Origin of the sequence: Vibrio sp. D431a (genome assembly GCF_030248655.1) — a bacterium.
Taxonomy (GTDB): Bacteria; Pseudomonadota; Gammaproteobacteria; order Enterobacterales; family Vibrionaceae; genus Vibrio; species Vibrio alginolyticus.
On record NZ_JAHGAP010000011.1, the window covers coordinates 19,175 to 32,208 of the forward strand.

7 protein-coding genes are annotated in these 13,034 nt (G+C 46.0%); 4 read left to right on the plus strand and 3 right to left on the minus strand.

Features of this window, described 5'->3' with window-relative positions; all coding sequences use genetic code 11:
• Position 1 precedes the first annotated feature (1 nt).
• The 4 genes from bcsA to KJB35_RS09295 are packed head-to-tail and all read left to right on the plus strand — an operon-like array spanning position 2 to position 9,771.
• On the plus strand, positions 2–2,635 hold the full coding sequence (bcsA, locus tag KJB35_RS09280) for a UDP-forming cellulose synthase catalytic subunit (protein WP_085569968.1): 2,634 nt from the start codon (positions 2–4) through the stop codon (positions 2,633–2,635).
• Positions 2,625–4,910: a cellulose biosynthesis cyclic di-GMP-binding regulatory protein BcsB gene (bcsB, locus tag KJB35_RS09285; protein WP_285357720.1), complete on the plus strand. Its 2,286-nt coding sequence runs from the start codon at positions 2,625–2,627 to the stop codon at positions 4,908–4,910. The genes bcsA and bcsB overlap by 11 nt, the downstream gene beginning before the upstream one ends.
• Positions 4,910–6,016: a cellulose synthase complex periplasmic endoglucanase BcsZ gene (gene bcsZ, locus KJB35_RS09290; protein ID WP_054575226.1), complete on the plus strand. Its 1,107-nt coding sequence runs from the start codon at positions 4,910–4,912 to the stop codon at positions 6,014–6,016. Before bcsB ends, bcsZ begins: the two co-directional genes overlap by 1 nt.
• A complete protein-coding gene (locus KJB35_RS09295; protein WP_054578027.1) occupies positions 6,007–9,771 on the plus strand; it encodes a cellulose synthase subunit BcsC-related outer membrane protein in 3,765 nt (1,254 codons plus the stop codon). Before bcsZ ends, KJB35_RS09295 begins: the two co-directional genes overlap by 10 nt.
• A 60-nt stretch (positions 9,772–9,831) precedes the next feature.
• On the opposite strand, the gene KJB35_RS09300 is transcribed toward KJB35_RS09295, so the two are convergent.
• From KJB35_RS09300 to KJB35_RS09310, 3 genes are all read right to left on the minus strand, one after another.
• On the minus strand, positions 9,832–10,686 hold the full coding sequence (locus KJB35_RS09300) for a co-chaperone YbbN (RefSeq protein ID WP_054578026.1): 855 nt from the start codon (positions 10,684–10,686) through the stop codon (positions 9,832–9,834).
• A gap of 472 nt (positions 10,687–11,158) precedes the next feature.
• Positions 11,159–11,986: an SDR family oxidoreductase gene (locus tag KJB35_RS09305; protein ID WP_285357724.1), complete on the minus strand. Its 828-nt coding sequence runs from the start codon at positions 11,984–11,986 to the stop codon at positions 11,159–11,161.
• 44 nt (positions 11,987–12,030) lie between these two features.
• Positions 12,031–12,945: a TIGR01777 family oxidoreductase gene (locus tag KJB35_RS09310; RefSeq protein WP_005382076.1), complete on the minus strand. Its 915-nt coding sequence runs from the start codon at positions 12,943–12,945 to the stop codon at positions 12,031–12,033.
• Positions 12,946–13,034 lie beyond the last annotated feature (89 nt).

A 13,034-nucleotide genomic window follows, 5' to 3' on the forward strand; every position in this document is an offset into this window, starting at 1 on the left:
TATGCGAAGTCTTAATCTGATTTTCCAACGTTGGGTAGTGGATCAATTCAGACTGCAGAAGAACGCTTACGAGCAAGCCTGGAATTGTAAAACAAACTGGGTTGGTGAGTGTGCTTTGTCTTTTTGGTTTTCATTGAGTTTTGTATTTTTAAAGCCGGTTATTTCGGGTGTTCCCTCATGGAAACTGCCTTTGGTTTACTATCCAAACGTTAATTTTGCTGCGCCAAGATGGTTTGATCCTGTACGTTTTATTATCCAAAGCGTGTGGTTGCTTTGCTTCAGGCAAAACGTAAATACAGCATGGTCCAAAAAAACCAGCAGCTTAGCGATGACTTTAGCCGAGCAAATTCGCAATGCGTTCTACTTGCCATTTGAATTGGTTGCAAAAGGCGTCCGCTGGTTAGAACAGACAGCGAACAACATCAAAGATCCACAAGTTCGAGAGCGTATTAAAGCAAGTAAGTCCGCGATGGCGTTGAACTACACTTTGCTGTTTTTCGTGGTGTTAATCGCTTTGCTTTGTTTTACGGTGCCATTTGGTTATCAGGCTCAGACTGTCTTTGTGCTGTTACTCTGGGCATTAGCGATGATGGTCCGTCGCATGCCGGGTCGTTTTCCTACCATGCTTTTGATCATCTTGTCGGTTACGGCCTCATGTCGATACTTGTGGTGGCGTTATTCGTCTACCCTGAACTGGGACGATCCTGTTGCTTTGTTTCTAGGGGGCGTTTTACTTCTAGCTGAGACGTATTCTTGGATTGTGCTAATGCTTGGCTATTTCCAAAATATCTGGCCATTGAATCGCAAACCAGTATCGATGCCACCGGATCAGTCAACTTGGCCAACCATTGACTTGATGATCCCTACTTACAACGAAGATCTCGATGTTGTGAAAGCGACGGTTTATGCCTCGTTAGGTGTCGATTGGCCGAAAGACAAACTTAACATCCACATTCTGGATGACGGCAAGCGTGGTAGCTTCCGAGATTTCGCCAAAAGTGTAGGGGTGAACTACATCCGCCGCCCAACGAATGAACATGCGAAAGCCGGTAACATTAACTATGCGTTGAAGCAGACCAGCGGTGAGTTTGTTGCGATTTTTGACTGTGACCATATTCCTACACGAGCATTTTTTCAGCTCACAATGGGGATGTTCCTGAAAGATCCAAAGTTGGCGCTTATTCAGACACCGCACCATTTTTTCTCACCGGATCCTTTTGAGCGTAACTTATCGAACTTTCGTAACGTGCCAAACGAAGGCAACTTGTTTTACGGCCTGATTCAAGATGGTAACGACTTATGGGATGCGACTTTCTTCTGTGGCTCGTGCGCTATTTTACGTCGAGAGCCTTTAGAGGAAGTCGGTGGTATTGCAGTCGAAACCGTGACGGAAGATGCGCACACGTCTCTGCGCATGCACCGTTTAGGCTATCGTTCTGCATATCTTAAGCAGCCGATTTCTGCTGGTTTGGCGACAGAAACATTGTCTGCACATGTTGGGCAACGCATTCGTTGGGCTCGCGGGATGGCGCAGATATTTAGGGTAGATAACCCATTGACTGGAAAGGGGCTTAAGCTCTCTCAACGGCTTTGTTACGTCAATGCCATGCTGCACTTTCTATCTGGTATCCCGAGGATTGTATTCCTGATCGCACCCTTGGCTTATTTGTTGCTGCATTCCTACGTGATTTATGCACCAGCGCTGGCGATCATTTTGTACGTATTACCCCACATGATTCACGCCAGCATGACCAACTCTCGTATGCAGGGTGACTACCGTTATTCGTTTTGGGGTGAGGTATACGAAACCGTGCTTGCTTGGTATATCGCAAGGCCAACAACGGTGGCTTTGTTTGCGCCCCATAAAGGGACATTCAACGTAACGGCAAAAGGCGGTTTGGTTGAAAAGTCTCACTACGATTGGGTGATCTCTCGACCATATTTGGTTTTGGTTGCACTCAACATTTTGGGCTTCGCTGTAGGGATTTACCGAATGGGGTGGGGGCCTCAAAATGAAATCGGTACAGTTATCGTGAATCTCGTATGGACGATGTACAACCTGTTGATTTTAGGTGCTGCCGTTGCGGTTGCAGTAGAAGCTAAACAAGTGCGAAAAGATCACCGAGTAGAGGTGGCGATTCCTGTCGCGGTTAGGCTTAATTCTGGGCATTTAATACAAGCGCAGATGAAGGATTTCTCTTTGGGGGGCGTGCGCATAGAAATTGACGGGGTCGATGAACCAACCTGTGCTTACTTACTCGGTCAAACCTTAGAAGTGATCCTCAATCGAGGTGGCCAAGAATTCGTGTTCCCTATGACGGTTGCCTATGCTCATAAGGGGATATTTGGTTTACAACTCAACGAATTGTCTCATCAACAACGAATCCAATACGTCCAATGTACATTTGCACGTGCAGATACATGGGCGAAATGGCAACAAGGTTATCAATCAGATAAACCTCTATCGAGTATGCAGGCTGTACTGCAAGTCGGCTTTAATGGATACAAACGCTTGCTGCAACATTGTCCTAAGTTTGTTCAGGTCAGTGTGGATGCACTTTTATTTTGTATCGAATTTATTTGGTCACTAAGACCTCGTTATGTCCCAATCAGGACCTCAAGTCATGCTAAATAATAAAAAACTAACAGCGTTGACAACGGCTATCACTCTCATGTGTATGTCGTGCAGTCTCGCGGCACAAGAAGTAAGTCAGCAACAAGCAACGCCTTTGGCACAGCAAGATGCTGAAGATTCGACCGTGTTTAAGCGCGTCATCCCATTTAGTCAATTAGGTTACAGTGGTTCAATTGCTATCCAAGGTAGTGAGGCCAGTGCTTATATTGGTTTCGGTTCGCGACTCGATGAGGTGGTATCTAAAGCAAAGTTGCACTTTGATATCACACCTTCGCCAGCGTTGCTCTCTTTGGTTTCTCACGTCAAAGTGTATTTGAACAACGAACTTATGGGAGTAGCGTCAATCGTCGATGGCCAGCAAGGCAAAAAGTTGAGCTTATCTATGCCGCTGGACACTCGTTACTTTAGTAATTACAACCAAATTCGCTTTGAGTTAATAGGGAATACTCAGAAAGACTGTGCTAACCCCAATGACTCGAGCATTTGGGCTGAGATTAGCCAAAGTAGTCGAATTGAGATGCTTGCTCAAAAGACAGTGCTGGAAAGTGACTTGAGTTTGTTACCGGCTCCTTTTTTTGATGTCCGTGATTTCAGCCAGTTAGATCTGCCTGTCGTGATGGGTAGCAAATACGATTTAGATGATGTCAAGGCTGCCGGTGTCTTGAGCTCTTACTTTGGTGCTCTTGCGGGTTGGCGTGGTGCTCAATTCCCTTTTAGTGTCGACACGTTACCTAAGCGCAACGCCATTGTCTTTGTTACCAATGACAACAAACCTGAGTTTCTGAGAGATTTTCCAGACACGGATGGCCCTCGTCTTCAAGTCATCACTCATCCAACAGACCCGTACGTGAAGCTTCTTCTGGTGACAGGCCGTGACAGTAAGGATCTTAACATTGCGGTGCAAGGTTTGGCGTTGGGAAACCAACTTCTTACTGGACCAATCGCGAAGATTAATGAAGTCAAACAAATCAAACCACGAGTCCCGTACGATGCGCCAAACTGGGTGAGTACGGCTCGTCCTGTTGCATTGTCTGAGTTAGTCGAACAAAAAAGCATGCTGCAAGTGGAAGGCCGAACGCCTCCACCAATCAACGTAAGTTTGCGTTTACCACCCGATCTCTTTACTTGGCAAAGCCGTGGTATACCGATGGTTCTTAACTATCGTTATTCACCGCCTGCTGCGGATCATTCCGGCTCTCGTCTGACTTTGAGTATTAATGACCAATTCATTGAGGCGTTCAACCTAACCACAAAAGGTCAAGGTGGAGAATCTAACCGTATACGTGTTCCTTTGTTAGATGATGGCATTCTAAGTGGTGATACGTTTGTTCGCATTCCGGCTTTTAAGGTGGGTAGTCAAAACCGAATCGAGTTTGAGTTTGGTTTTGCGTCGGTGACTGATGGGCAATGTCAGGTGACGCAGCCAAGTAAGCAATACGCGGTCATTGATGGTGACTCTACGGTTGATTTTAGTGGTTTCCCTCACTACATCGAAATGCCAAATATGCGCGCTTTTGCTACTTCTGGCTTCCCTTACACACGCATGGCCGATTTGTCAGAAACTGCGATTGTTGTTCCAGAGAGTGCTCCAAAAGAAGTGTTGCAAACCTTCTTAAACGTCATGGGGTCATTGGGACGTGACTCTGGGTACCCAGGTATTCAGGTGCTTTTGACAGATAAATGGAATGCTGAGCAACTAAAAAATAAAGATATCCTGACGATTGGTGTTGTGGATGCATTAGAAGAAGCCGCTAATAATCCTGACCAAGTTAACTTAGTGGTTAAAGAGGGTCAGAGACAAATTCGCCTACCAAGCAAAAATGAAAAGCAGCTCGGAATGAACTGGATGAGTCCAAGTGATGCTCGTCAAGCCGCCGCAGATTATGTTTCTGTCGAGGCAGAAGGCTCTTTTGCTGCTATTTATGGTGCAGAATCGCCATTTACGAAAAAACGCAGCGTCATTTCTATTATGGCGGCTCACCCGTCAGATTTTTCGTCGGTTGATCGCGCGTTGGCTGACTCCGGTAAAGTGGAGCACATGTTTGGCTCGGTGGTGACGTTGAGAAATAACGAAGTAGCAAGCTACAACGTGGGTTCGCACTACTATGTCGGTAAGCTTCCTGTGTGGCAGCTCGTTTGGTATCACTTCTCTAATCACCCAGTCATCGTTGCGTGCTTTGCCGCCTTGCTAGTGGTGATCGTAACCATTGTGCTTTGGCGCGTATTACGTCAAGTCGCGTCTAGACGTTTAGAAAAAACTGAGGAAGAGGAATAATGAAAAAACTCATCTCGTTCCTTATGTTGTTCGTGTCTCCTTACTTGTGGGCTAACACCTGCGAGTGGCCACAATGGGAAACATTTAAGTCGGTATACATGGAGCAAGGCCGAGTCGTTGATGGCAGTGACGAGCGTATGATTACAACCTCGGAAGGCCAATCTTACGCATTGTTCTTTGCCTTGGTTGCCAATGACCCTAAAACCTTCGATCAGGTTTTAAAATGGACTCAATCACATTTGGCTGGTGGGGATTTGACAGCAAGGCTTCCTGCTTGGTTGTGGGGAAGAAAAGAAAATGGTCAGTTCGGAGTCTTGGATTCTAACCCAGCGTCAGATTCTGATTTGTGGATAGCTTACTCCCTTGTTGAGGCGGGGAGATTATGGAATAACTACTACTATCAGACCCTTGGACATCTGATCGCGAGTCGTATTTTACGTGAAGAAACCGTCAACATAGCGGGAGTTGGAACGGTATTGTTGCCAGCTCCAACGGGCTTTGATGCCGACGGCCAGTACCGTGTGAATCCGAGTTATGTTCCGTTACAACTGATTGCTCGTATGCAGTCGCTGTACCCGCAATACAACTGGGACTCAATGTATAAGGCAAGTGTTCACATGCTAGAGAAAACGATGCCAGCTGGCTTTAGCCCAGACTGGGCAGTATTGAGAAATGGTCGTTATAGCTCAGATGTGGTTACAGGGCCGATGGGCAGTTACAACGCGATCCGCACTTATCTTTGGGCGGGTATGCTAAATGACCAAGTTTCAGAAAAAGCAGTATTAGTACAAAAAATGCAGCCGTTTGTCGCGGCAACCAAAGCCCTTGGTGCGCCAGCGAGAGAAGTAAATACTGAAACGGGTAAATATACCCAAGCAGGAAGCGCAGGTTTTTCTGCTGCGGCTCTTCCGTTACTCGCGGCTTCTGGTGAATCTGCGCTGTTGGAGACGCAGTTTCGTCGTGCTCAAAATGAACTTGTGGTGGACAAAAACGATCATTATTACGACAACGTATTAAGTCTATTTGGGCTTGGTTGGCATGAAGAACGTTACCGTTTTGGTGTGCAAGGTGAATTGCTTCCTGTATGGAGCGAGAGATGTCAGTAACAGGATACGTGTTATGGTGGATTCCACTGGTTGCTTTGGCGGCTGGTGGCGTCGGCACTGTGCATGCAGAAAGCTTTAGCTCAAAACCTCTGACAAAGTCGCAGCTCGCACAGGTCTACAAGCCTATCGAGCTGGTTCAATTTTCCACATCATTAGCACGAGTTGACTCGGTTGAGTGGTTGGTTGAGCAGCTAAAACTGGCGGATGCGATTGGCCGAGATGATATTGTCGAGAGTACTCTGGAGAGGCTGTTCGCGATTGAAGAAAGCAATCCAACGGGGCTTTTCTATCAAGCGAATATGTATCTGAAACGTAAGCAGCCAGAATTAGCAAAACCGGTATTTGAGCGCTTAATCAGACAGGCGCCTCATTCGACTCAAGCGAAAAACTTGTCATCGATTATGGCTATTCAGGGAGAGAAAAGAGCGGATTATCAGCGCGCTCAGTTGCTTGCAAAATCTGGTCGTTACGATGAAGCGATTCAAGCTTACAAAGCCCTTTTCCCAAATGGAATGCCATCACCAGCGTTACAACTGGAATTCCTACAGTTGCAAAGTAATTTGCCAGGCAGTTGGAGCTCGGTAAAACAGGGACTGGAACGTTTAAATGCAAATTATCCTAGTGTTCCGTCTTTTCAACTCGCGTTAGCCAACCACATTCGCAAAGAGAATCCTGCTGATCCATGGATTCTCGATACCTATAAAAAGTTAGCGCTTGCTCCTTCGGTTGGAACAAATGCGGCAACGTCGTGGTTGCGTGCATTGGATCAATTGCCTATTTCAGATCAAGTTGTTCAGCAATATGCCATCTTAGCTAGCTACTACCCGTCTGACATGGAGATACAAAGAGCGAATCAAAGCGCGAAAGATCGCTGGAAAAAGGAAAAGGAACTACGCAAAGACCCCACTTATCTCGCCAAGCTCAAAGGGTTAGCGTTGCTCGAGGAAGATAAAACCGACCAAGCAGAAGCTCAGCTGCGTTATGCGTTGACGACTCGTCCGCGAGATCCTGAATTGCTTGGTGCTATGGGTAAGGTTTATCTACGTAGAGGGCAGCAACAAAAAGCGCTCGGATACTTTAAACAGGCTCAGCACTTAGATCATAATCCTGACTCGGCCTCAAAATGGGCAGCGCTAATCGAGACTTCTCAATATTGGGCGTATCTTGATCAAGGTGATGTCTTGGTCGAAAAAGGCCAGTTTAAGCAAGCAGAAAGCGCTTATCAAAAAGCGATTCAAGTAGATAAATCCCAACCTTATGCTTATTCATCATTAGGCTCTTTGTATCTGGTACAAGAAAATTATGCCGCGGCAGAGAAGGTTTTCAAACAAGCTTTGCAACTGGATAGCAGCAATAGCTCTGCATTGCGTGGTCGCTTAGATGTTCGCATTCAGCAGCAAGATTGGTCTGGCGCGGAAGCACTCGCGCGCAGTTACTCAGCCCCACAGCAGAAAGTGGTCGCTGAAAAAATAGCGAGCATCAAGTCGGAAGTTATTTTGACTCGTCTGCGGATCGCAATCGCTCAAAATGATCAGGCAACGATGAAAGCGTCCGTAGAGGAATTGATTGCGCTACAGCCAACCTCCCCATGGTTAAGGCTTGATATTGCTGACGTGGTTCATTCAATGGGCGACAAAGTACGCGCGGATACGCTGATGTCCGATTGGGCTACATCTAGTAATGACCCTGAAATGAAATTTGCTTACGCGCTTTATCTCGCGCAGGACTTCAACGTGAATGAGGCCATCGCTGAGCTAGAGAGTATCGCACAACATGACATGACAGACGCAATGCAGCGCAATTTAACCCGCTTGAAGCTTGATGCTCAGTTGAGAGACATTCAAACGCGTTACTTAGCTTCTCCCGAATCAGTAATGGCGACATTACGTGCGCTAGAGTCGGATTATCAAGGTCAAATTCAACCGCTCGCTCGTCTAGTGAGTACGTGGTTAGACATTGATGAAGTTAAGGAAGCTGAGAGGATTTTCCAAAACATTTCGCTTTCAGAAGATTGGTCAACCGATGACAAACTGGCTTACGGCAGCATGATGGTAAGCTTGAATCACTTTGAAGATTTTGATCGTTGGTACGCGGACTTAGCATTAAATTCCGCAAGACAAGATTTAAGTGCTTCGGAAGCATTACAGCTTGATGAACTCAAAACCCGTCGACTGTTGAGTCAAGCGGATCTGATGCTGGTTAATCAACAGCCTAAGCTTGCGTTGGATTTGTATGAACAAGTTTCTTTAAAGCCTGAGCCATTTAAAACTCAAGCAGAAATTGGCATGTTGCAAGCCAGTGCTTTGACTGGAGATGAAGCGACGTATCACGACATGCACCTCATTTTGAATAAAAAGCGCGATAGCTTAACTGCGGCACAGTTGATGACAGTGGTCGCGGTGTTTAATCAACAAGGCTATCGGAATGACGCTAATGCGCTAAATCAGTTGTTGGATGCGATGCCTGATGCTGATGCATTAGCGTTTCGCAATAGCATGTCTATAGCAATGATAAATCAACAGTGGGCCTTAGCTGAAACACGCGCCTATCAAGCCTTAAATCGTGACCGAATGGATAAAAATCGTGAACCTGAAGAGGCGAAAAAAGAACCCCTAAGCTTACGCGAGCTATATGATACTGCTGACGACTACTGGTTGACTCGTAACGTCAAATCGGACATCGATAAACTGCATGATCGGAGTGATGGGCATGTCATGATTGGCTGGGATTACAGTGCACGAGATGGCCGTAATACTTCGAATCAAGTGCCCATAGAAGCCCGAATCCCGATAGAGAGCTGGGATGGGCACCTGTTGCTAAAAGCCGATTATGTTTCTATCGATTCAGGTCAGTTGGACTATTATGAAAAAACCACCGATTCTGACAGCACTTCGTTCCAAAATGACGCATCAGGTATGGCATTTGGAGTGGGCTGGCAGGCTGAAGATTGGTTGGTCGATATCGGCACGACACCAATTGGTTTCGACCATACCACATGGGTTGGGGGTGTGCGCATCAATGGGGACCTGGGTGAGTTCGGTTGGACGGCAGAAGCTTCGCGTCGCCCTGAGACCAGTAGCGCGCTTTCTTATGCTGGAATGTCTGTCCCTAGCGGCACGACTGACCCTCAAGGGACTAAATGGGGCGGAGTTGCTCGTACTGGTGTGAAGTTGAGCTCAAGTTGGGACATTGGTGGCCCTTACGGTTTTTGGAGTAGCTTGCAGTATCATGTTTTGACTGGTGAAAAGGTTGAGGACAACACTCGTTTAGGCGTGCTAGGTGGAGCGTACTACAAGTTAATTGCAACGGATGACCAGCGTTTAAGTATAGGTACGAACTTAATGTACCTTGATTACGACAAAAATCTGGGTGAGTACACGCTAGGTCACGGTGGCTACTACAGTCCGCAAAGTTACTTCTCGGTGTCTTTACCTATCAACTTTTATGGCCGATACAACAGTTCTTGGTCATATCAATTGAGTGCATCCGTCTCTAACTCTTGGACTAAGGAAGACGCGCCATACTTATCGACAGTAGCGGAGTCAGACAAAGGTGGTGGTTTTGGTACGTCGTTGCAAGCGGCGGTGGAAAAGCGAGTCAGCAAACGTTGGTATCTTGGTGCGTTAGTCGATGTACAACGTTCTGAGTTTTATACACCAAACCATTTCATGCTTTATGCCAAGTACACCTTTAATGATCGTTGGCAACCAATAGAGTATCCGCCAGTAGCACCAACGTTGTATAGCGACTTCTAACAAAAAACAAAGGCCGGAAATCCCGGCCTTTGTTGTCTTCTTCCTAGAAGAATGCGACGCTTAGTACAAAATTGAGTAAAGCTGGCGACGATATTTGCTTGCTAATGCGTTACCTTGACCTAGCGCACTGAGAATATCCATAAAAGTCTTCTTCACTTCACCGTCTTGGGCGCCCAAGTCTTTTTTAAGAATATTCCACAGCAGTTCCAACGCTTCTTCATCCCGACCAACTTGGTTGTATTGTACCGCCAATTCACAAGCGAGTTCGAAGTTTGCCATGTCTGCTGCGTATGCTTGTTCTAGTCGCTGTAACTCAGGGCTATCTGCAGCCTGCAAATGCAGCTCGAGCTTGGCTATTAGGCTCTTGTAGTAGTTATCTTGATACTCGAGAGGGATAGCGTTCAGTAGTTCTTGGGCAATATCAAATTGTTTGGTTTCTAGCAAACAATCAGCCATCGCGAGTTTCACATCACCACGCTCTTGCAGCTCTGGCGGCAAAGTGTGGATGATGCTCAAAGCCTGAGCATGCTCACCTTGCTGAAGAAGTTCACTGACTTGTTTTAATAGTTGTTCATCTGGGCTTGGCAAATGCTTTTGTAGCATGGTAGCAATGGCATCAATTGGCTGGGGGCCTCCCAGACCATCGACGGCTTGACCATTTATAAACAGCGCGATAGTTGGCAATACTTGCACGCCAAATTGAGACGCTAAAGCGGGCTGATCTTCACAATTTAGTAGAGCAAGCGTAAATGCACCGTTGTACTGTTGAGCAAGAGATTGCAACTCAGGGAGTATCTGTGCGCTTTCTGGCTGAGCGTTGGCCCAAAAGTGGATCAAAACGGGCGTGTTCATTGAACCTTCAAGCGTTTCGCGAAAGTTCTGTTCTGTTATCTCAACGATAAATGGGGATTGCATCAGAGTATCCTTGCCTTGTGTCTTGTCGTTGATATTAGATATGGAGTTGATTTAGGTGAAATTCAAGCGACATTCACCATCAATAATGAATCATTCTATTTTGAGAAAACGTGAGGTAACAGAGTGAGGTTATTGCTGCTCAGGTGTTAGATAAAAAGAAAACGCTGCCGAAGCAGCGCAATTCTAATGCTATTTGTTAGTGCGGTATCAAAATAGGATGAACATGGTCAACACTACACCCACACTAAGCCAGTTAAGCCGATTTAATGTCATTGTTGCCTCGCAGTAGTATAAACATTGCTACAAAACGTAATGGGTGGCGATACCAAATCTAAGCAACTCAATCACTTTGGGCGAAAGAATCCCCGCTGAATTGCGTAGAAATTGATTCGTTTAGTTGAGGTTTTTTTAACCTACATGTTCATAATGACATCACATTGTTACGATGAAATTACATTTCGACAAAACTTTTTTATGCAGCCTGTCGCAAAATTTTATCAAGTGCACGGGTTGGTAATAGTCTTTTCAAGACTGCGAATAATTTAGTCGGTGTAGTAATTCGATAACGAATTTTCGGTGAAACGCTAGTTAATGCATGAAGAACTGGTGCGATGCAAGACTCTGCAGGTAAAACAAATCGATTATTAGACTTGTCGTTGTTGAGTCGCTCTCTTTGTCCTTCATAAGCATGACGATGGGGGCTAGATTCAATATCAACCCACTTCTCAAAGGCTCGTAATGCATTGTTTCTAAAATGAGTTTCGATCGGCCCTGGTTCTATCAATGCCACTTTGATATTCGTATCCGCAAGCTCTAGCCTGAGCGTATCTGTCCAGCCTTCTAAGGCAAATTTTGATGCATTATAGGCACCACGGTATTTCATTGCGGCAAAACCAAGAACAGAGCTGTTTTGTATGATGCGTCCTTCGCCTTGCTGGCGCATATGAGGAAGCACCTCTCTGACCAACTGGTGCCAACCAAAAAAGTTGGTCTGAAATTGATCTTGAAGAGCCTCGGTGGGTAAGTCTTCCAGTGCTCCGGGCTGACCATAGGCACCATTATTGAACACTGCGTAAAGCTTACCTTCTGCTAACTCTAGCGCTTGCTTCACGCCCGAAGAAATGCTTTCTGGGCTATTTAGGTCTAGATTGATGCAGGTTAGCCCTTCATTAATTAGGCGCTGGACATCTTGTTCTTTCCTACAAGATGCAATGACATTAAATCCCTTGTTTTGTAGGGCGTGAGCGCACACGTAACCGATGCCGGTTGAACAACCCGTAATAAGAATCGACTTTTTCATAATTTAATTTAAGACTCAGAAACATTGATTGGAGCCATCATTCATCAGCTCCGGTCATGAAGCAAGTGCTTGAGTGCTGGCTCTATTCTGGAGTAGCTAAATTTAAAGCCCAGTTCGGTGAGTTTTTTGGGTTTGGCTCTCATGCTATCAAACAACAAGCAGGAAGATTCTCCCATTAGGAGTTCCATCGCCCATTTAGGCGTGAACAAGATATGCGGACGTTTTAGCGTTTTAGCTAGTGTGCCGCTGAATATACGATTAGTCACAGGGTGGGGGGCGCACATATTGAATGCACCGTGGGCATGTGGTGTTTCAAGCAAGTACATGATGGCGCGGACCATATCTAGGATGTGAATCCAAGGCATGTACTGATTACCGTTCCCAAGTGGGCCGCCTACGCCAAGCTTGTAAGGTAATAGCATCTTTGCCAACGCACCACCATTAAGGCCGAGTACCACGCCAGTTCTCAGTAGACAAACCCGTGTTTGTTCCGACTCTGCGCGCTTAGCTATTTGCTCCCACTTTGCACAAACCTCGTGAGGAAAGTCGTCGCTATTAACATGTAAGCACTCATCAAACGGATGATCTTGTTGATCACCATAGTAGCCAACTGCCGAGCCACTAATAAAAACAGAGGGAGGTTCGGTACTTGCGTGGATCAGCTCAACAATTTGCTCGGTAATTTTCCAACGACTTTTGCAGATTTTTTCTTTTTGCTCGCTGGTCCACCTTTTATCCGCAATAGGCTCACCTGCAAGATTAATGACGGCATCAACGTGATTGAGATCGGCGAACGATTCGAGCGAGTCAAGGTATTCGATATTACCCAGATCAGCATGCTGTAGGCGTTGTTTTGCTCGCTCTGGAGAGCGTGTAAGTAGCATAACTTGGTGAGTTGATAGCAGCTTGAGCAACTCCGAGCCAATAAACCCAGTGCCACCTGTGAGTAATATCTTCATGTTATCTCTTTGAATGTACACGTATTAGAACATTATAGTCGTTTTGTGCTTAGCTTGATCATCTCAACACCATTATTTCTGGGATAGTG

Bases quoted from the DNA above. Each gene is read 5' to 3' on its own strand.
- bcsA (WP_085569968.1), top strand. From the start codon at position 2: ATGCGAAGTCTTAATCTGATTTTCCAACGTTGGGTAGTGGATCAATTC.
- bcsB (WP_285357720.1), top strand. From the start codon at position 2,625: ATGCTAAATAATAAAAAACTAACAGCGTTGACAACGGCTATCACTCTC.
- bcsZ (WP_054575226.1), top strand. From the start codon at position 4,910: ATGAAAAAACTCATCTCGTTCCTTATGTTGTTCGTGTCTCCTTACTTG.
- KJB35_RS09295 (WP_054578027.1), top strand. From the start codon at position 6,007: ATGTCAGTAACAGGATACGTGTTATGGTGGATTCCACTGGTTGCTTTG.
- KJB35_RS09300 (WP_054578026.1), bottom strand. From the start codon at position 10,686: ATGCAATCCCCATTTATCGTTGAGATAACAGAACAGAACTTTCGCGAA.
- KJB35_RS09305 (WP_285357724.1), bottom strand. From the start codon at position 11,986: ATGAAAAAGTCGATTCTTATTACGGGTTGTTCAACCGGCATCGGTTAC.
- KJB35_RS09310 (WP_005382076.1), bottom strand. From the start codon at position 12,945: ATGAAGATATTACTCACAGGTGGCACTGGGTTTATTGGCTCGGAGTTG.